Origin of the sequence: Natrinema halophilum (assembly GCF_013402815.2) — an archaeon.
Lineage (GTDB): Archaea > Halobacteriota > Halobacteria > Halobacteriales > Natrialbaceae > Natrinema > Natrinema halophilum.
In genome coordinates this window covers 225070-247847 of the sequence record NZ_CP084880.1, presented here as the reverse complement: position 1 = coordinate 247847, position 22778 = coordinate 225070, and the positions used below count along the sequence as shown (strand labels likewise).

Genomic DNA, 22778 nt, shown 5'->3' with positions numbered 1-22778 from the left:
TAATACCGAACCGTTTAGGTACTGCTGCTGAGAATGAATACACTTCGATAGAGGGGTGTCTGATTTCTCAGAATCTGAAATTACACATCGAAGAATGAGTTCGGAGCGACAGTTACGCGAATACCCGTCCTAAGAGTACGGCCGTTCTCAATGAACAGAATTAGATCTGGTTATACGAGAGAAATAGCCTCTTGTACAAAACGAATTGTCCATAGTTATTCGTTCTAGGTACACTTCGATAGAGGGGTGTGGTACTGCTCGTCGTTCGAACCCACTACGTGTGTCCGGGTAGAGTATCGACGTGTGATCGGATACTGAAACCGAATACCGAATTCAGGCGCGAGAGCAAATGATATGGCAGTATATCGGCATGAGTGTACGAGGTCGTATTCGAATACATATACAGCTGACATACAGATGAACTACTAATTTAAAAATGTAGTGGGTACACTTCGATAGAGGTGGGTAATCCTCGGGTGGGTTATCCTCGGGTGGGTTATCCTCGTTTGCTGTCGCTTCGTCAGCTTACGTCTCGTTCATGATTTGGGCTTTGACTACACTCGAGACCTCGCTCGGCGAAACCATATCGATACGCGAATCCTCACGGAGTGTTTCGAGAATTGTTTCGGGACGCTCGCCGAACTGGAACTCCAAGAACATCCCTGAACTTGGTCCATGACTTCGTCGCTCGAAATTGACCAGCGAATACGTCGTCATTTCCTTCATTTTATTCACATACGTTTCCTGATGATATTGCTCGGCGTCGATTGCCTCCGTGAGGAACTGGTACACACGGTACCCGGTGGTGCTCCGAGCAGCCTCGTTGTTCGTTTCAGCAGCAACCGCCGCCGTCGCATAGAGGCAGAGTTTCTTCTGAGTGCTGATACCGCGAACGACTTCGAGGACTCGATTCTTCTCGACTTTGTCCTGTGCTTGCCGAACGTGTTCTTCGCGAACGTTAGTATCGCCTTCCCGTTCGGCGAGTTCGCCGGCAACGCGCATCAGATCGATTGCTTTGCGCGCATCACCATGAGTCTGGGCTGCGAAAGCCGCCGCTAATGGAATTACGTCCTTATCGAGAACGGCTTCGTAGAACGCATCCTGGCGCCGACGAAGAATCGACTGCAGCTGGTTCGCGTCGTAGTCGTCGAAGTGAACATCTTCAGGTGTAAATGAACTCAACGCTCGACTTCCAACGGATTCCATCATTTTCGTATCGTTGGAGATAGCAACAACGGATATGTGTGCGGTGAGTTCGTTGTTCGCGCCGGCCCTCGAAAGTTGATAGAGGAGACGAGAGAATGCCGGCTCCTGTTTGTCTCGACGTCCGACGAGCATATCTAGTTCGTCTAAAACGAACACAGCTGAATCGAAGTTTTCATTGACAATTCGATAGAGTTCGTCCCATTTTTCCTTCGTTGCGACTCCGTGCTTGGGAACCTCAACCTCGACATCTGCTTCCTCAGCAGCGCAGTTTACTAGTTCGTATACAGCAACGCCTAGAGTGTCTAGATCCTGACAATTGACTTCGATAGTTCCAAAACGGATATCTCGTGTTTCGCAGATACCACTGATATTCTTACAAACAGCCTTTGTGATTAATGATTTTCCAGTCCCAGACGGCCCGTAAAGAAAAAGATTCGGCGGTCGATTATCACCAAGAGCAACACGAAGCATTTTTGTAACTTCCTGTAGTTGTCTGTCGCGGCCAACGATCCGATCTTCTTCGACGATATGATTTGGATCGAGTAGCGACCGGTCGCGGATAAGACCCTCTTGCTGGTCGAACTCTAGTAGCATATCCTCGATCGATTGTGACTCACCCGCATTCGTCGGATCACTCGAGGATAGAGATTCCGACGCCTCGGAAGAATCCGATGAAGAAACATCCCCCTCTGTTGTCTCCTCATTCGGTCTCCCCGTCGTGTCTCGAGGATCCTCGAAATCATCTGTTCCCATACGGAGGTCCATACAGGGCGCAACCAAAAGTGTTACCCACCTCTATCGATGTGTGTTCTTCCGAATGAGGCGGCAGAAAGGCCGGGAAGAAGACTCTCACTTAGCTCACCATCAACCCATCGAGAAACTGAGGGAGCGTCTGATGAAAACTCTTGAAGTTCGAAGAGACACGATCCGAGTAACAGACACCCCTCTATCGAAGTGTTTTCTCTCTCAGTGAGAAGAACTATCTGATGGGTACACGACGAAAAACAGCGTATCGAAATTTAGATGTGCAAATTTGAGGTGCTATGAGTTCTAGAATACACATTAGTTAGGTATTTCGTGGATATTATCCGTGAAATAGATTAGATATAGGCTATTATTGGAATGAACATATTTTGAGTAGATGAGTAGATGACCCCACTCTGTGGTTAGGGGAACAACAGAATAAAAGAGTGAGTGAACACATCGAACACATCGATAGAGGGGTGTGGGGGTTCATTCTAGACTAGTCTAGTCTAGTCTAGTTAATAGAGGGTAAGAATGAAAAAGGCGTAAATACTCTCTTTTGTCCATCTGTATGCCAATCTTGTTTTAGGATCGGAACATAATACTACTGATTTCGGCCATATGATCGGTAGAACATCCGGTGGATTGGCACAAAGTACTTAATATCGTCTGCCCCACCCCTCTGTTGAGTAGTTGAACACATCGATAGAGGGGTGTGGGTGTTCGAAAAATAAAGAAGGTCTTTCAAGTTTTCTTGTGTCACCGGTCAGCGATAAGACTATTATTACTGAAATCAACGGCCAGCTCCAAGGACACTAACAACGAATGCTCCCGGTAGATCGTCTACTTCAGTCGAGGAAACCATCCACCTCAGCCGGTCTTATACACATCGATAGAGGGGTGTCTATGCGATTACTGACGTCAGGACGTTCGCTTGAGAACGAACTTCACCGTTAGCCGGAATTATAGGGACCTTTTAACTGACGGATAGATCAGTCTCGATTCCACAATTCTCGCTCTATTTCTTCCTTCCAGCTCTTGGATTATATGGAGATGGCATATTATTCGAAACTGAGTAAGTATATTGTTATTCCGACATGAGTGAAAATATTATTATTATAGGGTTTTGAGTATGAAAATATTATTATAGGGTTTTGAGTAATTTGTCGAGTGCTGTTTTGACAAAACCGTCGGATGCTCGCTGGAGTTGTGTGGGATTCACTCACTGTACACTTCGATAGAGGGGTGTCTGAACGTTCGACCGACTAATAATATAACAACCATCGATACTTACTCTGGGAAATGAACGGGCAACCGGTGGATAGTCACGATCTCGATAGGCTCCTCTAATACTGGTGTAAAAAGCGACAATCTGCATACTGATCGTCATCACATAGTAGCGAAAGCACCTGAACGTCGCATGGGCAGGAGTTAGTTCTCATGCTGAGATGGAGGTCATGTCGTTATGGGATGGAGGTCATGTCGTTAGTTATTCCAACCCAGCCGTATATCTGAACATTCATGATAATATGTGAGTTAATCTCGGAACCGGCAGAAACACATCGATAGAGGTGTGTCCGTGCATAACCCTCGGTCGAGACGGAAAAGGACAATAGAGTATCCACAAATAGGAAACACGCTTCTTTGGCTATCATTCAACTATTTTATTTTCAACCAGTCCTACGTGTGATGTTTCAGTACGAATTCGTAGTTTGTCAGGCGAGTGATGCGGGGTTGGTTTCAGAAGCTCGGAACCCACATCGAACTAAAACACTACTGCAGCCAAGCGGACGAATTCGCGTTCCATTACTACCTTTACTCAGCGCATCGGTCTATTTGACGTCTAAACCGATATCAGAATCCAACTCGCGGCGGCAATCGCTAACCGAGGAGATGAAGTCGACGCCGTCTTCGTGATAAAGACATACACGTATGACATCGGCATTCCCTTTCACACTCGTGGCTCGAGTGCGATTTTGGAAGCGGCGATCACACCTATTACGGACAAAATACAGCGTCCGCTGTATTTTCTACCTTCGTGTGTGAACTGCGCGTTCGACCAGAAAGACGTTGCGGGTGATTCCGTCTGGTCGCCACGACGTTCGTTCACTGGAGTTTCTCAGCGAACCACTCGCCTGCGTGATCGGCGACCGCCTCGAGCGCCCCTGGTTCTTCGAATAGGTGTGTTGCACCGTCGATGACCTCGAGAGACTTCTCCCCCGCCAGTAGTTTGTATGCTTCTTTGTTCCATTCAAGAACCGGTTGGTCATCACCACCGACGATGAACAGCGTCGGTGCCGTTACTTGATCGAGGACGTCTTCAGCCATGTCGACTCGTCCTCCTCGCGAGACGACGGCTGCGATGTCCGTTTCAGGTCGTGCTGCGCCACGGAGTGCCGCCGCAGAACCGGTACTCGATCCGAAGTATCCGATCCGGAGACCGGCAGTATCGTCAAGTCGGCGGACCCACTCCGTTGCGCCGACGAGACGATCGGTCAGTAATGCGATATCGAATCGCGTTTCATACGTTTGATCCTCTTTCTCGGTGAGCAGGTCGAACAGTAACGTCCCGACCCCGCGCTCACGAACCCGCTCGGCGACGAAATTGTTTCGCGGGCTGTGTCTGCTGCTGCCGCTCCCGTGGGCGAACAGGACGAGGCCAGTTGCGTCTTCTGGGACGAGCAACTCCCCCTCGAGATCGACGTCGCCGACGGTGACCGTGACGATCGAATTATCAATCATTCCCACCGTCGTTCGTCCACCGGCCATGCTATTGAATGTGGAGGGCTGTGCTAGTCGTTCCCTCAGGGCAGCAGCATCCAAACAGGGGACTGGCGAACCTCGACAGCCTGCTCGAACTTCTCACCGAACACGACGTATTGATTTCGCTTTATTTCACCTCCATTCCCAACGGCATGCAAGACGAAGCGGGCGGCCGCATGATAGACGATCGGAAGCGGTAGCCAATCAGGATCGAAAGGGAGGTCTCGACTCGTTTGCTCGTCTAAGTTATTTCGTTCCGGTCGTCGTCAGCATTCGTGTAGCATATGACTCAGCCGACGCTCGGCCACATCGATTCGCACGACCTTTCCGTGTTCACCGATCGATACGAACTTTCAATGATGCAAGGGTATATCGAATCGGACCACACTCCAACGGCGACCTTCTCGATGTACTTCCGGCGTCTCCCGCCAGATCGGGGATACGCAATCGCAGCCGGACTCGAGCAGGTAATCGAGTACGTCGAGACGCTCGAGTTCGGCGATCAGACGATTGATTTCCTCGCTGAGGAGGGATTCAGAGATGACTTCCTGTCGTTTCTCGAGTCGTTCGAATTTACCGGGGCGATTCGTGCCCTTCCCGAAGGATCGCTCGTCTTCCCAAATGAGCCCATGCTCGAGGTGACTGCGCCGATCCACGAGGCGCAGTTGTTCGAGACGCTCATCCTCAATCAGATCGGGTACCAGACGCTGGTCGCGACGAAGGGGGCTCGGATGGTCGACGTCATTCGCAGACAGGGTGATGGCCAGGACCTCGTCGATTTCGGATCGCGTCGTGCTCACGGAACTGATGCGGGACTCAAGGCCGCGCGAGCGGCATATATCGGCGGATTCGACGGGACATCGAACGTGCTGGCTGGCAACCGATTCGGTGTGCCGACCTACGGGACGATGGCACACTCGTGGGTGCAGAGTTTCGACAGCGAACGCGAGTCCTTCGAGGCGTTTGCCGATTGCTACGGCGACGACGCGATCTATCTCGTCGACACGTACGATACGATCGGTGGTGCCGAACGCGCGGTCTCCGTGACCGAAGAGCGCGACGTCAGCCTGGGTGGTGTTCGATTGGACTCGGGCGATCTGATCGACCTCTCGAACGAAGTGAACGAGATCGTCGGCGACGCTGGCATCGTCGTGTCTTCGGGCGTAGACGAGTATTTTCTCGTGGAGTTCTTCGAGGAAGGCGGCGTCGCATCAGCGTTCGGCCCCGGAACGGCCGTGACGACGAGCAAGGACGCACCGGACAGCGGCGTCGTCTACAAACTAACTGCAGTCGAGCGCGATGGCGTACTTTCCCCGAGCATGAAACTCTCGCCCGGCAAAGTGACCTATCCCGGCCGAAAGGAGATCCATCGCGTCGAACGAGATGGGTCGTATCAGTACGACGTACTCGCGCGCCACGACGAGTCACTCGAAGGAGCAGGCGAACCTTGCCTCGAGACGATTTTTGAGGACGGCTCGATCGTCTACACGCCGCCAGATTTGGAATCGATTCAGGAACGGGCTCGACGAGAACTCGAGGCGCTTCCCGAACGATACAGACGTATTCGAAACCCCGACACGTACGAGGTCCGAATCAGTAATGAACTCGAAACGACAACGGTGGAGACAGAACGGTCGACCCGAGACAGAGAGATGTAACAGCGAACATGGGGCGGACACCTGTCTCGAATCAGTCGGCGCTATTCGCCGAACTCGGGTTCGTCGGTTCCAAACAGCTGGTCGAGGAGTCGTCGCTGCCCGAGCCGGAGATGACGGTTGATAGCGTTCCTCGTATTACTCCCTTTCACGAGACCCGCGACTGTGACTGTCAATACGATTGGGAGGAATGCATTTGGAATTGGATGGATCGCTCCACCGGTTCCATTCCGGACACCAACGGCCGCGAAAACCACGAACGCACAGCCAAGTACCACCCAGGTCCATTTCGAGCGGACGCGCCGTGGTATCCCTCGTCCGTCACTCCACTTCATCCTGGTTTCGAGCGGTATTCACTTGCGCGGTCGGGATAGTGGGCCCGGGAAAATACGACGATCGAACCCGTCGACCGGTTCGCTATTCGCCGTCGTGTCCGTCTACCGATGAGTGATACTGATACTGACGAGCGGCGAGCGATTCGTTCGCCGACGATGTCGAAGTGTGTTGCGCTCGACTGGCTCGAAACCGAGTCTAATCACGAACTGTTCTGTGCACGGATCGCGATACGTAACGGTAGTACCGACCCCGCGACGAGCGGGATTGCTATCAGTTCCCGGTGGGAATCGTCCGGTTCCGAAACGACTTCTCGCAGTACGAGCTCAGACCCGATCGTTCTGAAATCGTTCCGGACCCATTCACCGTGTCCGGTTCGAAAAAACATCTGTCGTCCGTGAGACGCGAAATCCGCTTCAGCGGCGCCACTGGCGACTAGATTGCTGCCCGCCAGTCGGCTGCGTCTGGAGGCCACTGCTAACCGAGTCGAGCGTCTGCTGTGCCGTTTCGACGAGTTCCTGAATCTCCGGCTGTTGCTGGTATTGCTGGAGTTGTTGTATCCCGCTCTGGATAACCTGTTGACTACACTGACCGAATTCCTGGGCAAGGGGGTTTTCCTCGACGATGTGTTCCTTCTGGATGTGGGCGATGTCTTTCATCGCGTCTGCAATCTTTGCGACCTGACGGTTCCCTTGCTGCATGGCCTGTGCGTCCGCAAACTCCGCGACCGTCTCGAGTCTATCGAGGCTTTCGACGGCTGACAGGATCTGTTCCGGAGCCGATTGGGCAAACTGCTGGCCGAACGGTGCCTGTTGGGGCCCCCGCTGTTCCCCCTGCTGGGACGGCTGACTGAGTCGACCAGTTCGCTGTGGCTGTTCCTGTTGATACTGTCTGGTTTGCTGTGGCTGTTCCTGTTGATGCTGTCTGGTTTGCTGTGGCTGTTCCTGTTGATGCTGTCTGGTTTGCTGTGGCTGTTCCTGTTGATGCTGTCCCGTTTGCAGTGGTTCCTGTCGCTGATATCGGCTTTGTCGTGGCTGTGACTGGTGTTGATTCATGGTGTTTCGTTTGTTCGTGTACCCGAACTAGATCCGTACGATGGTAATCGTCTATCAACACGGTCTATTCGAGCGCTCAAATATCGGATCGTTCATCGACGGTACATCGCCCGTTTTCCCTCGTGGCTTTCAACTCCTGATTTCGGATCACCACCGGTATGCTGGCGACCATCGGCGAGGGTATAATACCATTGTGCAAACTGGTGGAATTATCTCTGGCTCTGTACTCTAATCGCGCCGATACTATCGGCTGGCACAACGATACGACACCGGACCCTGGTTTCCCTCTGCCTTCGATATAGTCCCACTCGACTTCAATACAGTCTCACCTGACTTCATTGCTGGTTCACGGCTATTTCCGACGATCGTCTCCTGCCGATTGTTCTGTGCACTCTGTTACTTCGAGGCTGATAGTGATGGCTCGAGCCCACTGTAGCGACAATTCAGAAACGTCACCGCTGTATGGAGCGTGAAGCGGAGAGAACTATGCGGGGTTCGGACAGGTCAAACCCCTGCTCGAATTCTTCGGTGTCAGCACGATTTGGCGTGTTCTCAGTGTGTTGTCGACGTCACCACCGCTGCGATCTCTGCGGGAAGAACCACGGTATCAGTGGGGATCTTCGTTACCACGTCGAGTACCTCGATCTAAAGTCGGTGTCCACTGATGGGTTGTCGCGGAAGATCCCGCGAACGAACTCCGACTTCCTCTGGAATAGCAGGATCTGTTGGGACACTCCGGCAAGGATGTCGCTCCCTCCCAGATACGGTCGACCGAGACGAGTGTGTCTCGGCATTTTTGATATTCGCCGTCGAGAGGAGTGATATGGCTCTCGATGACAAGATAGCGATCGTCACTGGCGGCTCGTCGGGGATCGGCAATGCGACCGCAGCCAGATTCCTCGAGAACGATGCCAGTACGACCAGGTAACGGCCCTCGTAGAGGACGTCGTCGACGAATACGACCGACTCGACGTCATGGTGAACAACGCTGGCATTTCTCGCGTCGAAACGCTCGAGCAAATGTCGCTCGAGGACTGGCACGACGTCATGCAGACGAATCTAGACGCCGTCACGCACGGATCACTGGCAAGACTGCCGCATTTCGAGGAACCAGGGGGCTGTATCCTCAATATCGCGTCGATTCGCAGACTCGTCGGTGGACCAGACATGGCGGCGTACGCTGCCTCGAAAGGCCGTGTCGTGAACCTAACTCGAGAGGTTGCCGTCGATTACGCCGATTGCGGTGTTCGCGCAAACAGCATCTGTCCGGGCTTTGTCGAGACACCGATGATCGATGCGGAATTCGACGATGCGAATTTCTACAACCTCGTCACCATCGAGAAAGAATCCGTGTGTCACCGAGACAGAGCGTCGATTCTCCGATCGGGCGCGCCGTCGTTAGTTGCTTGCAGACCGTCCAAGCTGGTGTTCGACTGTCGCCACTCGATCCGACGTGTGCTGGTCCCGATCTGGTTGCTGATCGATTTCCACGAGGTGATCACACGGTTTTCGTCGATAGCCTCGTGTGCAGCCGCGGCGGCATCGAAGATTTCACTTACGTCGTCGGCTTCGATGACCGTGTCCATCGGCGTCAGTTCGTACGTAACGTCGAACCCAACGAGCGTCTCGATCGCGTCGGCGATCTGGTCCGACATGTGTCTCTCTCGAACTGGAATGATCTCGAGTCGGGTTATTGCAATCATGTTCGTATCCTCCAACAGGTACACGGTAGTTTCGCTTGCGTTTTCTGACGTCCGGGTCGAATAGAACTGGTGCATCGGACTGGACACCGGGTATCTCAAAGAACAATGAGCAGTACTGGGGCGATCAGAAGGGTGATGAGAAATCCGACGAAATACCCTGTATCGTTGAGCAGTTCCGACTGAGCCGAGCTGATCACCTTCGTATATTTTTTGTAGAACACCATCGGGATTAGAGACGACGAAACTGATGCCGAGCAAGAGAGCCACGGTCATGACACCGACGGGTGTATTGAGAGCGATTGCGACGATGAGGGTGTCGACCAGGGTTCCGATGTTTGCACCCAATACGTACGGGATTATTTCGTTCCGTTTGACGTGACCACGGTTGTAGAGCGGAACGATGACGCCGAGGGAAAACGCAACGCTCGTCGTCAGGCCGGTGAACACGAGACCGATTCCAAAGGACGTCCACTTGTTATTGAGTTTGGTCACGTACCGATTCCGCAATCGCTGCTTATCAATAGCGTCGAGCGTTCTATCGAACAGTTGCATACTCAAAAAGATCATCCCAATCGCTACGAAAAACGCGATCGCTCCTCCAGACCAGCTACTGAATCCGTCGGTGACTGCGGAGAGAACGTCGGGAATGGCCGCCTTGACTTCTACCACGTTGTGATCGAGTATCACTGTTCTGCCGCCAGAATCCATAGATAGGGTCATCACCCTGTCCGTTTCCAGTAACGTGCGTTCAAATACTGGTACCAAAACGTACCCGACAATCAGCACGGGTACGTAAATCGAATGCGTCAGCAAAAAAGTAAGAAGGCCGAGGCTCACTGAATCGCTGAGTGATTCAAGTTCTTCGTTCAAATAATCGAACGCTCCGATGAAGATGATGACCGCTGCGCCGCCGAGCCGGGACCCAACGACCATGAGGAACAACTGCGATGGAACGATGAGATCCGAACTTAACAGGGATAGCGAAAGGGCAGCGACGATTGACCCATTTGCCAACGCGTACGAAGCGAACCAACTAACACCGAGCGCTGAACGGTCGCCGACGATGATTCGGTTGAGAGAGCGCCTGAGGAACGGGGCCAGCGACTCGACTGCCGAACCCAACAACAATCGTATCGCGACCAGGAACAGGACGACTGTTATAATCGCTTGAAACGAAAGCAACAGCCTCGACCGGGTCGATACCACGCTTCACCTCTCGACGCATATGCGCCAGTCTCACTAAAGAGTTGCATATGTATGGACAGAGTAATCGAAAATGTGGACGATTAGTAGACGATACGATCTAGGCAAACTATCTACTCGTAGCTCGAAGACGGGCTGACCCAACCGATTGCTGTCACGAGAGTTCCTCTATCTCCAATCGCCAAGTAATTCTCGTGTTCTGTGACTCTCGTGTGCTGTGACTCTCGCGTTCTAGGGCGGAGAGACTATCATCCAGCAGGTATATACATAAACCAGCATTCGTGGTACTGCGAACCGGTGTACGTCCACGTCCATAGACATAGCAGATATCGACACCACAGAGTTCACAGCATTCGACGCATACGCACCGGTTTCCGAGACAGCGGCGCGTTCGAGGATCCGACGGGGGAGGGGATCGGAGAACTGTTCGGCTAAGGGTTCTTTCATTTTCGATGCTGCGCATACTGACCGCTCAGGGCTCCGTTTCGTTGTTCGTCCTGCCGCTGTCGTCCGAATTATACGCTCGCGAGTCACCACACCCGTATTGTACGCGTACGTGTCACGTCAGCCACGTCTCAGAACCGAGACCCACTGCCACGTCTCAGAACCGAGACCCACTGTGTCGGTACTGTTTGATCGAGGTTCACGCGTGCCTCGCTATCCACTGATCGTCTCGTCATCGTGTTAGGACGATCCGTTTGCTCGTCCCCGTACCAGTGTCGTGGGTATCGTGGATCGGCGTGATACGGTCTCGGCGACGCTTCCGGTGATGATTCGGGTTGGGAGTGATCGGCCGTGGCTACCCATGATTATCTGATCGAATTCGTTGTCTCCGGCGTAGTCGACGATGCAGCGTGAGGGGTCACCGAATTCGAGATTCGTCTCGACGACGACGTCATCATCGTCGACCGATTGCTCGGCTGCATCGAGAATCGCATCACCTCGGCTGGACAGATTGTCGACAACCTGGTCGAGATAGGTTCCGTCGACGGTGTCTCTCTCGTACTCGAACGGGAGCGCCACCGCGTGGAAGATCGTTATCCGCGCATCGGAAAACCGGCTGGTGGCGTACTCGAGTGCGGCGAGTGACTGCTCGGAGCCGTCGACCGGAACCAAGACCCGACCGGGTAGATCCCTCTTTTGAAGTTCCGTTCGTGACTCCGGAACGATCGTCGTGGAAACGGGTGTCCGCCGAACGACAGCCTCACTTACGTGTCCGAGGAACGGTCGCACGATCGGCGACTCCCCATGGCTCCCCATCACGACGTGATTAATGTCGTGTTCGACGGTATACTCGACGATAGTCCGGTGTGGGATTCCCGACTCGAGTACCGTCTCGATCGACCGTCCGTGGTCTGTAGCGACCTCAGCTGCCCGGTCGAGGATCCGTTCCCCCGCCCGCTGGACCTGTTCGTCGTGCGATTCGGGGGACCCGACCTCTGCGTACGCGTCGTATTGGCTATCGAGAACGTGCAGTGCAGTGACGGTCGCATCCGGAAACGATACGAGCGCATACACGAGACCGGCGATCGATTGTGACGACCTATCGACCGGTACGAGAACGGTTGTGGTCATGGGTACTGGGTGATCGCATCGTCCGTTTGCGATGCGAGATGGTGCCATCGACGACGCCCAATCGAATAAAATCGGGGTGTCCTCACCCTACCACTCGTCTTCGATTGGCGCCGTCTCGGCAATTCGAGGTTGCGACTCCCGAGTCGCGTTCCGATATCGACGATGCTTTCGAGTGTTCTCGAGGCCATACGGAGTTGGAACGGGGTGAAATGGGGATGCACGAACGCACCGTCCGAATCAACTCGGTAGCGTGAGTGTGGTGCTTCGGTACCCGCGCTGCCGTCGAGCGAATCAGGTTCTACTGATGGTTCGCTGCACGGGACCTCGGTCGCTACACGGGATCTAGCATCGTTCGGGTCGTTATCCACAGATCAGCCGAGTCACGATACCGTCGTGCGATTACGAGTCGAGATCGAGTGCGGATTTCGTCCGTCGGGCGGTGTCTCGCAACAACGCGACGTCGTCGGTAAACACTTCAACTGCGACGGTCCCGTCGAATCCCGCGAGGTGCTCGGAGACGATGTCGTAATCTACCTCGCCAGCGCCGATCGGGAGATGGGTGTCGCCACGGCTTCGAACGTCGTGGACGTGGAGGTGCGAGACGAGGTCGCCGTACCGCGAACAGAATCGTTCGACGCCGTCGTCTCCGTCTTCCATAAACGCGTGGCCGACGTCGAAGCATACGGCCGTTTCCGTTTCGCGTGCGAGGTCACCGAGCACCGTCAGCGGGACCCCTCGTTTCTGATGACCGACGTTCTCGACGACGAGTTCGACGCCGGCATCGTCAGCAGCCGTCGCGATCCTCGTCAACTGATCGGCGAAGAGAGGCCGGAGATCCGTATCGTGTGGATCTCTGGCGGTTCCGTGAAGGACCGCTTTTTGTGCACCGACTGATCCTGCCCACTCGAGCAGTCTCGTGAGATATTCGACGATCGCGTCGTTGATTTCGGGAACCGGTGTCACGAGAACCTGTTTGAACGGCAGGTGGACGCAGAGATCCGCGTGCGCATCGGCGAGTATCGCTTCGAGACGGTTCACGTCGATGTCGTCGGTATCGACACTATCACCGATCGACAACTCCGCGAATTCGAATCCCTCGATCGTTCGGTCTGTTCGCTCGAGTGAGTCACCGACAGTGAGGCCGACGTCCATACTGACATATCTATTGCTACCGACTTAATGGCGCTGGAGACTGGTATCGATACTGCCGTAAGGAGCGTCTACCTTACAGTACACCGACTGACGACGAATATTTACAGGATACGGGCCTTGTGCTTCGATGGCACGTATTCGTCGCGGAAACGGAGAAAGAACGGTCACAGAATAATTCTTCTCCCTCCGCAGAGAAACTCCTGTCATGGCCCGGGAATTCGGATACCGACCGACGGAAGCACGACTCGTTCCGACGCCCGACGAACTCGTCGTCCATCTACGAGAGGCGGGTGCATCAGGGGTTTATCTCTCACGAAACGACGCCTTTCGTGACGGTGTGATTCCCATCACCGCAACCTTCGCAGCAACTCCCGGCGAGTCCGCATACGGATGTGAATCCGGGGCTGTCCGTGAGATGCTACGAAGCGTGTTCGAGTCGATCGGCGATCAGCTCCGGTTTCACGGTCACGAATGGTTTCTCGAGTGGACCGTCGAACCTGCGTTCGCTGAACCGAACACGGACCTCTTCCCGCTGTACGATCGCAGAATCGAACAGACGTACGGTGACGGGTTCAATCTGTGGAATCTGGTTTTCGTTTACGAGGAAAGTGACAAATAACGGACCGATCCGTGAGCCGAACGGTCACCGTGGTTTCAGCGCAGGCCCCATCGTCTCGTATCGCTCTTCCTTCGTGACACAGGCTACGTCGTCGTGTCGCGGTGGTCTTCACCCGATGTCGGTGCTTCGAATCGGGTGTCGGTAATTCGCAATCGGCCCCAGGCGCCGTCCCACTCCCGCTCGAACTCGAGGGCGATGGGTTGTGACATATGTGGACCGTCGGTAACGATCGTTTCGAACTCTCCTCCTTCTCCCAGGAGGTGGACACCGTACTCCTGGTGGAGTGATTCCAGATCATCCAATGCAGTCCTATCCAGTCGCCGGCCGAGCCATGATTCGTCGAACCCTGGTGCCGCTACCTCGGCGAAAACGATCTCCAACCCGCTATCGATCATCGTCTCGAGAAGCCTGTGCGGGTCCGCATGCCACAGCGGCGCGACGAAGTCACACCCGATGCGGTCGCACATCGACCGGAGTCGATCGGCCCGGTAGTCGCTCTCGACGATTCCCGCGATGACCCCCCTCAAGCCACCGTCGAGTTCCGAATCCAGCGTTCGAAGACCGGACTCGAGGGTTTCGATCGCGTCGCCGTCTCGCGTTTTCGAGCGCTGGTCACTGCGTCTGCCAATATCCGGTGGCTCGACGTCGACGGGAGGGATCGTGACGTCGACGATGGGGATTCCGGTGCTCTTCGCAGCCAACCGGATCACCGACATTGCGGGCGCGTGGTAGACGTGTGAGCCCGCCAGGGGATGGACGATAATCAGTCTGTGAACCTCACGACCAGCGTCCTGGGCCGTGCAGAGTGCCCACGAGGACTCTTTCCCCCCGGAGAAGAGCGCGACCCATCCGCCGTCATGTTCGGACATACGGCCCGTATTCCATCGTGGGCTAAATTCCTGTGGTTCGGTGATGGAATCCTACCCGTCGCTGAAAAGAGTTCGTGAACGGAAGTATACCCATCGCACCGACACGAAGCTGAACTCGGTCATTGGAAATGTACTATCCCCATTATTCGTTCTATCCCTCCCCTGTAAAATGGCTGAACGAATCTGGAAACACCATATTAATATCACCGAGTCAGAAAATCGGCTGTTTCGTCCAACTGGACCAAATTCTGAATGCAAACCGGGGTCGATCGGCTACACGAGTCGACTGTATGGTGATCTACAGGCAGGGCAGGCCGAGTGCCTCGGAGTCGTTCGGCAAGTTTTCGATCTTCCGCGATGACAACGGGACGAAGGCCGTTTGACCGACATGATCCGAGGCGGTTCAGTACTGGCGAGAGGTCGTCGGCGTTCCCTGGATTGAAGACGGGTAGCTCTCCTTCACGGGGAAGTTTTAACCCACCACGAATGGCCCACTCAATGGGCACTAGAGCGCCCGTGAGAAGTGTTATGACTGATGAAAGTGACCCGTTCGACGGGTTTGAAAAGCAACTCCACCGGTTACAGCAACAGTTCGAGAACATTACGAGAATGTGGGACCGTGAGCGATTCGGGCTCTCCGAGTCGGAAATGACAACGATGGGGATAGATCTGGTCGATCATGGGGACGAATTCGTGCTTACAGCGGACGTTCCGGGCTTCGAAAGCGACGACATCGACGTTCGTCTCTCGAATAACACGCTACACGTCACGGCAGAACGCGACGAGACGACCGAAGAACAGGAGGAACTGTACATCAAAAGCGAACGCGCGCACAGGTCGATCAGTCGCTCCGTTCGACTTCCGGAACCAGTCGACGAGGAGAACGTGAGTGCGGCGTACAACAACGGTGTGCTCACGCTTACGCTCCCGAAAAGACAGCCGAGTGATATCGGCAGCCACAGGATCGAGGTCGAATAGCCATTTCATCCTCCCTGTGTCGAAGTCGTAATTCGTGATGGAGCATCGGGACGGTCCGATTGTCGTCTGTGGGACCGTACTGGGGGCTGGTTCGAGAACCCCCGCATGCGAATCACCCCGGCTCTGATCCAGTTGTGTGCCGCACAGACTCACCCCGGTTCATCGATCGACATGGTCCGAACCCAGCACGCTCGCTATTTTCGCGGCCTTTCGGGTCGCAAGCACCGATGGTGGGGCCGTCCGGTAGGCGATTTTCGTCCGTTCCTCGTTCCCGTTGGCGTCACCGTTTTTGAGCCGATCCGTCGTCCAAAACGGCTTGTGGACATCCTCGCGCGGAACAACGTCGCTCCGCATCCGCTGATTTGATCCCCCCGACGTCCCGACGTTAGTGATTCGTCACCTCCCCGTTCCGATTTGGATCGAGTACCTCGATACCGATGAGTGGGTCTCCAGTAAGCGCGCGTGTGTATGCCCCGCCAGCGATCGAGACTCGGGAGAAGTCGTTCTCGTCTAGTTCGTACAGTTCGATCGAACGAGAGGTGTCTCCACCACCGACGACCGAGAAGCAGTCCGTGTCGGCGATAGCTGAGAGAACATCGACGGTACCGTCGGCGAATCGTTCGTCCTCGAAGACGCCGAGTGCTCCTTTGACGAAGACTGCAGCGGAGTCGGAGACGAGATCGGCGTAGCGTTCGGCCGTTTCGGAGCCGATGTCGAGAAAGGATGTTTTCTTCGTGATGCCTTCGACGGGCGTTTCCGTGCGCGTTCCGTTTTCGTCCTCGAAGGCGAGGTCGATCGGAAGGAACAGACGGTGACCGTACGCCGCGAGCACGCGTTCGATCGTCTCGTGGTGGTCTTCCCACTGATGATCGAAGAGCGTCGTTCCCTCGACGTCGTATCCGACGTCGGAGCCGCTGGCCCGCAAGAAGAGTTCCCCGACGATGCCACCGAGACAGAACTGGTCGACGGTGTCGGCGACCCGTTCGATGATCGGGATAGCGTCTTCGGCTTTCCTGCCGCCGAGGATCATCGTCACAGTGCCGTCGAATGATCGTTCCCGGATGGCGGAGTTTGCCGAGTATTCGTGTTCCATCACGCGACCCGCATAGGCATCCATAACGTGCGGGAAACCGACGATCGAGGCGTGAGAGCGGTGGGCGGTCGAGTATGCGTCGCCGACGTACGCGTCGAACATCGGTGCGAGCGTCCGAACGAACTCGGTTTCTGCTTTGACCGACGGCTCTTCCTCGGGCAGTTCGCCGTCGCACATACGCACGTTCTCGAGAAGGAGTACGTCATCCGATTCGAGCTCCTCGATCGCCACGAGAGCGTCCGTTCCGTAGGTGTCGGCGACGAAATCGACAGTCTGATCGACGTAATCGCCGAGGATTCCGGCGTGTTGCTCGAGAGAGACGAACGTGTTACGGCCCGGTCTCCCCTGATGGGCGAGGAGAGCGATCGCGTGATCGTCGTCAAGCAGTTCCAGGATCGTCTTGGCGTGGCGGGCGAACCGACGATTGGCCTGTACGATTCCGTCCTCGACGGGCGCGTTGACGTCGATACGTGCCAGTAGCCGCTGATTCGAGTCGAGGTCGTCGATAGTTCGAAACGTGGTCATGGGATGGAGATGCGAGGGAGCCGCCGTCGTCCACGGACGTCGTCAGTGCGCGATCGCTTCTCCGGTATCGATAGTTTCGCTTCGGGTTGCGACGTACTTCGCGAGTTTCATCATCTGCACCGAGAAGCCGTACTCGTTGTCGTACCACGTCAGGACCTTCACGAGGTCGTCGGCGACGACCATCACGGATTCGAGGTCGACGTACGAGGGGAAGGGTAGTCCGATGACGTCCCGTGAGACGATCTCTTCGTCCGTATACCCGAGAACACCCGCGAGTTCGCCGTCGGCGGCGTTGCGAATGGCATCAGCCAGCTCGTCTTTCGTGACGTCGGTTTCGAGATTGATGGTGAGGTCGGTAATCGATCCGTCTGGAACCGGGACGCGCATCGCCATTCCGTCGAGTTTGCCCTCGAGTTCGGGTACGACTTCGGTGGCGGCTATCGCAGCACCGGTCGTCGTTGGAACGATGTTTTCGGCGGCCGCGCGGCCACGGCGGCGTTTGTCGAGCGGGCCGTCGACCAAACCCTGGCTCCCGGTATAGGCGTGAACGGTCATGAGCAGGCCGGAGTCGATGCCGAACGCCTCGTCGAGTACCTTTACGACCGGCGCGACGGAGTTCGTCGTACAGGAAGCGTTCGAGATGACGTCTGCGCCGTCGTACTCCTCGTGATTGACTCCGTAGACGAACATCGGTATTTCCGTCTCGCCTTTCGGCGGGGCCGAGATGATGACCGTATCGGCACCGGCTTCCAGATGCTGGGCTGCCTCGTCGTACGTCTGGAACAGGCCGGTCGCCTCGAAGACGATGTCGACTTCGAGGTCGTCCCACGGAAGTCTCGACGGGTCGTGCTCGGAAAGCAATCGGATCTCTCGAGAGCCGACGAAGAGGGTGTCTCCCCGACGGGTAACGTCGTCGAGCCGTCCGTGAACCGAGTCGTATCGGAGTAGATACTCCATATCGTCGTCGTCCATAACGTCGTTGACGGCGACGATTTGGATGTCGTCGTCGGACAGCGACGCACGTAAGACTGTCCGACCGATCCGCCCGAATCCGTTGAGCCCGATTCGGAGCGTTTCGCCCGATCCTGTGACATTGCTGTGTGAATGGGTCCCCATGTATGACGTGTCTCCGTTCGTCGTTAAACCCGTTGTGCCGGAACGGTTAGAAAACAGTAGATATCGGCCGTATAGCATGGCGGCTCAGACTGAAAACGATATACGTGTACGAATATTGATTACTAGAAATTGGGCTTGCCTCAGCTGGAGACGATAGGTATGCGCTCGCCTCGGTTCGATCGAGTAGCCGATATGAGCACAGAGGAGTCGTCGTCCGATGCCTCTCCCCATACGGTCGATTGCTTCGCGGCTGGTGATTGTGGCGTCGCCTGGACCCGTTCGGTGAGCGCAATGACGGTGGCTCGGTATTCGAGCGCTGGCCGGCCGACGTGGGTCCGATCGTGAGACGCTACTGTTCCGCCCGCACCGGACAGTCACTTCCCGTATCGAACGTCCACTCCTGGGCGAGTTTCCGTGGACTCTTCGCCGCTTCTCTTAGGCGAGTTTCGGGGGGATCTCCACCGTTTCGTCGGGTTCCTCAGGGACGGTACGGGCGCCACGAACCGGTACGATGAGCGTGGTGATCGACGAGGCTGTCCGTCTCGATCGCGTTCAGTAGCCGGAAGCCGTACCCGATTGGGAGTATCGAAGGGATCTGGAATCACTATCGCTCCGTCTCGAGGAGAGTAGCAGTCGCCGCTGTGTCGCGTTCGTCGAATTCGGTTGGATGTCGAGTGCGGTCGCGGTTGCGGAGCGTTCGTGAAGAGCTGTGGACGACGAAGACATCGTGGCATCGAGACCTGATGAGGACGTCATACACCGTCGGCGGCGTCTGTCGACAAGATCGCGTGGATACCCTCTCCGATCGTCAAATCGACGTCTCTATCAGTTACTCGAGGCGAGCCCGGTTCGCGCGGTCGCGAAAGCTGTTATGTCACTGTAACGGTCTATAGAGACTCTGACTCTTTTAAAACGGGGATGAAGCAACCGGATTACCTTCTGCAAGGATCGCTGGTGACATGTGATCTTTCCGTCATACCGTGTCAGACTCCGTCAGACGGCGACGAAATGGCGTGAAACTTCTCTCAGGGCCGACTGGTGTTGACGGTGAGGGAGTGAGCGGTACCGATCTATTTAGTTTTTCCGTACAACTGTGATATCGGTTCGCTCGAGCCCCGTGAGAGAACACTGGTTAGCCGCTGGCGATTTCGGTCCACCGAACTACCGTGTCGAGTTGGAGAACCGGGTGATACGGTCGAAGTCGGTATCTGGTATCTCTATTACTGTTGGGATGCTTTGTACCGATGAGGGAAAACGAACCGATGACAGGGAGTCAGTCTACAGCAGCAGTTATCGGCGGTTCCGTTTCCGGTCTCGCTGCGGCGACGGGATTAAACGACGTACCGTCGATCTCCCGAGTGATAGTCTACGAGCGTCAAGGATACGAGGAGAAGCGGGTCGATTGTGGCGAGGCGATAAATAACGCGGCGCTGATACCGCTCGAGAAGACGCCTGAGAACGGATTTGTCAACGATATAGACGGGTTCCAACTCCGCGTCTACGCCGATACTGATCGCCCTCCTGAGACGAACCCATTGACGACATCGAATCTGCGATGCGATTCTGGATACATCTGTGAACGAGACGTCGTCGAACGTCGATGGGCGGAATGGCTTGCATCGCAGGGCGTCGAATTCCGTACCGGTCGATCCATTTCTCCGGATGAGTACGAGGACATCGTCGCGTTACACGACTACGTCGTCGATGCATCGGGACAACCCTCTCTGACTCTCAAATCGAAGGGGAAAACGCGGGAATACACGGGTGACATGGTTGCTCTCAACGCAACAGTCGAAGGCGACTTCTCGTCGTACGTGAACCAGCCGCGGATCTTTTTCGAGGGATACGTCGGCTACTCGTGGTCGTTCCCGAAGTCAGATCGCCATGCGAACGTCGGGATTGGGTGGGCGGGTAACAGGCGACCGGATGATTATTTTGCCGCTTTCGAATCCGCGGCCGAGCGGAACGTGGTTCCGATACCGGAGCGAGAGCGAGTAAACATCGCCACCATCCCGAAAGGACCGAGCCTCGACCCCGAAACTGCGTATTACCCCGAACAGAACGTCTTTCTCGTCGGTGACGCGGCCGGGATTGCCAATCGATATCAGGGGGAAGGCATCTGTCAGGGGATCAGATCGGCATATCTCCTCACCGACCTAATCGCGGACGGGAACGAGTCTCTGTATCCGCGAGCACTGTACGAACTGATGCAATCGGAATACAGACTGGCTCATCTGATGCGCGGTGTGTGGGTCGAACACGAGAATCCCGAACTGTTGGCCGCGGTTGCAGAGACGCTCGACGGGCTGACTATCGACAATATAACCCGTCGACCTGCGGTCGTCATTCGCCGCGTCACGAGTCGGCCGATGACCGCGGTCAAACTCGTCTCTGAAATCGGGATGATTCGGCGACTGTACGAATCCTATACCGATTCGTGGGAATACAGCACAGAGAACGGACCGTGACGTGACCGACGACAGTCCAACAGTTCGAGTGCCCCCTTTCGGCATCGAAGTGTTAAACAATGATGACTATTATCGACACGGGCGAACGTATTCCCGGCGGAGAGGCCGCTACACAACCGTGTGGTCACCGGTGGAAATACGGATATCGTCTTATACTCCGAATAAGGAAGTCATACTGGCCACACCGCTATGTTGCCGATCAAAATGAATGATCGATCTCGACGGAGTATACTTGGTATAGTTGGCGGTGTGACCGTAGCCGGTCTTGCTGGTTGTCTGGGCGGCAGCGACGACCCAGCGGACGATGACAGCAGTGATGGGGATTCTGACACCCCAACCGATGGAAATGACGGCCAGGAGGACGAGGACGGCAATCAGTCTGGAAACGAAAGCGATACTGACGAAACTGATGGCGCGTCCGGTGGTGCCAACGTCACGATGCTGACGAACGATTCGGGCACCCATTTTGATCCCCACGTCGTCCGAATCGAACCCGGGGAGTCGGTTACGTGGACCCTCGAGAGCGGAAGTCACACGACGACCGCGTACGCGTCCGCGAACGATAGGCCCCAGCGGATTCCCGACGATGCCGAGGCCTGGGACAGCGGAACGATATCTGAACAGGAAACGACCTTCGAACACACGTTCGAAACCGAAGGTATCTACGACTATTACTGCAGTCCGCACGAACGTTCGGGGATGATCGGAAGCGTCGTCGTCGGCGATCCCGACCTCGGTTCCCATCCGGGCATGGCCGAACCACAATCCGAACTGTCTGACACAGCACAGGAGAAGATTCACGAACTGAACGAAATGGTTCGAAACGATGGCGACGGCGGGCATAGTCACGAAAACGGCCATTAATGGTCGCTGACTGACTCGCGTGCTCCCTTTCGCCGGGAATTCAGCCGAGTGATGTACCGCTACTGGTATCCGCCGGTTCTGGGACCAACAGCCGATGGGCCCAACTCCCCCGATATCCAGTATCCGACTCTCACCCGGTGAACCTTTCGGCGGATGGCGGGTAGCGATGATCACGACTGAGACTGCTGTCCACCACGAAGCTTTCCGCTGGTGTGCGGCCGTGACGGTGGATAGGATCTTTAGTGATTCGCACGTACCCGCTCACATGGCTATCGAAGTACGGTCCAACGACCGAGTCGACATCGTCGACGTTACGTCGGACGTCGCGGACATCGTTGCCGGCGAGATGCAACGCGGTATCTGCACCGTGTACGTCCCGCATACAACGGCCGGGGTGATCGTCAACGAACGCGAGGAACGGCTTTGTTCGGACATCAAGAACGCCCTCGAGCGACTCGTTCCTCGAGACGAGGGGTACGGACACGATTCAATCGACGATAATGCGGACGCTCATTTGCGCGCAACGCTTCTCGGTGAGAGCGTCACGATTCCGGTCCGTAGCGGAGAACTCGCACTCGGGACGTGGCAGTCGATTCTGTTCGTCGATTGTGATGGTCCCAGAACTCGTCGGCTCCAAGTTACCGTGGTCGAGGGCTGCGTAGGGGAGTAATTTATGCCGCTTGCGAGTGGTATGGTCTCTCATGGGCCGAACGATAGAGCTCGATGACGACCTCGCGAAACGAATGGAAGCCCACCTCGAGGACGACGAGACCATCGAAGAGTTCGTCGAGGAACTGGTCACGATATACGAACAGGAAGGGAGGTTCCTCCAGGAAGGTGCATAACACCTCCTGACG

19 protein-coding genes and 1 pseudogene are annotated in these 22778 nt (G+C 55.5%); 10 read left to right on the top strand and 10 right to left on the bottom strand.

The features are described from left to right. Positions 1–525: 525 nt before the first annotated feature. Both HYG82_RS42990 and HYG82_RS42985 read right to left on the bottom strand, forming a co-directional pair. On the bottom strand, positions 526–1959 hold the full coding sequence (locus tag HYG82_RS42990) for an orc1/cdc6 family replication initiation protein (RefSeq protein WP_235217942.1): 1434 nt from the start codon (positions 1957–1959) through the stop codon (positions 526–528). 2097 nt (positions 1960–4056) lie between these two features. Beyond that, on the bottom strand, positions 4057–4692 hold the full coding sequence (locus tag HYG82_RS42985) for a dienelactone hydrolase family protein (RefSeq protein WP_235217941.1): 636 nt from the start codon (positions 4690–4692) through the stop codon (positions 4057–4059). Positions 4693–4739: 47 nt separating this feature from the next. Between HYG82_RS42985 and HYG82_RS42980 the strand changes: the two genes are divergently transcribed. Beyond that, the gene (locus tag HYG82_RS42980) at positions 4740–4913 is read left to right on the top strand and encodes a hypothetical protein (protein ID WP_235217940.1); all 174 of its coding nucleotides are present in this window, start codon (positions 4740–4742) and stop codon (positions 4911–4913) included. A gap of 84 nt (positions 4914–4997) precedes the next feature. After that, positions 4998–6371, top strand: coding sequence for a nicotinate phosphoribosyltransferase (locus tag HYG82_RS42975; RefSeq protein WP_235217939.1), 1374 nt, complete (start codon positions 4998–5000; stop codon positions 6369–6371). 746 nt (positions 6372–7117) lie between these two features. Here the strand turns inward: HYG82_RS42975 and HYG82_RS42970 are convergent. After that, on the bottom strand, positions 7118–7756 hold the full coding sequence (locus HYG82_RS42970) for a hypothetical protein (protein WP_235217938.1): 639 nt from the start codon (positions 7754–7756) through the stop codon (positions 7118–7120). Positions 7757–8650: 894 nt separating this feature from the next. Between HYG82_RS42970 and HYG82_RS42965 the strand changes: the two are divergent. Beyond that, positions 8651–9004, top strand: a pseudogene (locus tag HYG82_RS42965) (SDR family NAD(P)-dependent oxidoreductase); the annotation flags it as partial. A 107-nt stretch (positions 9005–9111) separates the two neighbouring features. On the opposite strand, the gene HYG82_RS42960 reads toward HYG82_RS42965, so the two are convergent. From HYG82_RS42960 to HYG82_RS42950, 3 genes are all read right to left on the bottom strand, one after another. Further along, complete coding sequence (locus HYG82_RS42960; RefSeq protein ID WP_235217937.1) at positions 9112–10167, bottom strand: thiamine-binding protein; 1056 nt, start codon at positions 10165–10167, stop codon at positions 9112–9114. Positions 10168–11346: 1179 nt separating this feature from the next. Next, a complete protein-coding gene (locus HYG82_RS42955; protein WP_235217936.1) occupies positions 11347–12237 on the bottom strand; it encodes a universal stress protein in 891 nt (296 codons plus the stop codon). 399 nt (positions 12238–12636) lie between these two features. Beyond that, positions 12637–13389, bottom strand: a complete 753-nt coding sequence (locus HYG82_RS42950) for a sugar phosphate isomerase/epimerase family protein (protein WP_235217935.1) — start codon at positions 13387–13389, stop codon at positions 12637–12639. Between the two features lie 205 nt (positions 13390–13594). On the opposite strand from HYG82_RS42950, the gene HYG82_RS42945 reads away from it, so the two are divergent. Further along, entirely contained in the window at positions 13595–14008 is a 414-nt protein-coding gene (locus HYG82_RS42945; RefSeq protein ID WP_235217934.1) for a hypothetical protein, read from the top strand. Positions 14009–14091: 83 nt separating this feature from the next. On the opposite strand, the gene HYG82_RS42940 is transcribed toward HYG82_RS42945, so the two are convergent. Beyond that, positions 14092–14877, bottom strand: a complete 786-nt coding sequence (locus HYG82_RS42940) for a diphthine--ammonia ligase (RefSeq protein WP_235217933.1) — start codon at positions 14875–14877, stop codon at positions 14092–14094. Positions 14878–15405: 528 nt separating this feature from the next. Here HYG82_RS42940 and HYG82_RS42935 point away from each other — a divergent pair. Continuing rightward, positions 15406–15855, top strand: a complete 450-nt coding sequence (locus HYG82_RS42935; RefSeq protein ID WP_235217932.1) for an Hsp20/alpha crystallin family protein — start codon at positions 15406–15408, stop codon at positions 15853–15855. Between the two features lie 159 nt (positions 15856–16014). On the opposite strand, the gene HYG82_RS42930 is transcribed toward HYG82_RS42935, so the two are convergent. The 3 genes from HYG82_RS42930 to gap are packed head-to-tail and all read right to left on the bottom strand — an operon-like array spanning position 16015 to position 18589. Beyond that, the gene (locus tag HYG82_RS42930; protein WP_235217931.1) at positions 16015–16209 is read right to left on the bottom strand and encodes a hypothetical protein; all 195 of its coding nucleotides are present in this window, start codon (positions 16207–16209) and stop codon (positions 16015–16017) included. 31 nt (positions 16210–16240) lie between these two features. After that, on the bottom strand, positions 16241–17473 hold the full coding sequence (locus HYG82_RS42925) for a phosphoglycerate kinase (RefSeq protein ID WP_235217930.1): 1233 nt from the start codon (positions 17471–17473) through the stop codon (positions 16241–16243). Between the two features lie 42 nt (positions 17474–17515). Beyond that, positions 17516–18589 carry a type I glyceraldehyde-3-phosphate dehydrogenase gene (gene gap, locus HYG82_RS42920; protein ID WP_235217929.1) on the bottom strand — a complete coding sequence of 358 codons (1074 nt, stop codon included), beginning with the start codon at positions 18587–18589 and terminating at the stop codon, positions 17516–17518. A 192-nt stretch (positions 18590–18781) separates the two neighbouring features. On the opposite strand from gap, the gene HYG82_RS42915 reads away from it, so the two are divergent. From HYG82_RS42915 to HYG82_RS42895, 5 genes are all read left to right on the top strand, one after another. Then, a complete protein-coding gene (locus tag HYG82_RS42915) occupies positions 18782–18934 on the top strand; it encodes a hypothetical protein (RefSeq protein ID WP_235217928.1) in 153 nt (50 codons plus the stop codon). Between the two features lie 917 nt (positions 18935–19851). Continuing rightward, positions 19852–21057 carry an NAD(P)/FAD-dependent oxidoreductase gene (locus tag HYG82_RS42910; RefSeq protein ID WP_235217927.1) on the top strand — a complete coding sequence of 402 codons (1206 nt, stop codon included), beginning with the start codon at positions 19852–19854 and terminating at the stop codon, positions 21055–21057. A gap of 249 nt (positions 21058–21306) precedes the next feature. After that, positions 21307–21921: a plastocyanin/azurin family copper-binding protein gene (locus tag HYG82_RS42905; RefSeq protein ID WP_235217926.1), complete on the top strand. Its 615-nt coding sequence runs from the start codon at positions 21307–21309 to the stop codon at positions 21919–21921. 265 nt (positions 21922–22186) lie between these two features. Beyond that, a complete protein-coding gene (locus HYG82_RS42900) occupies positions 22187–22591 on the top strand; it encodes a secondary thiamine-phosphate synthase enzyme YjbQ (protein WP_235217925.1) in 405 nt (134 codons plus the stop codon). A 31-nt stretch (positions 22592–22622) separates the two neighbouring features. Next, positions 22623–22766 (top strand): DUF7557 family protein, encoded by a 144-nt coding sequence (locus HYG82_RS42895; protein WP_235217924.1) that lies wholly within the window; start codon positions 22623–22625, stop codon positions 22764–22766. The last annotated feature ends 12 nt before the right edge of the window (positions 22767–22778 follow it).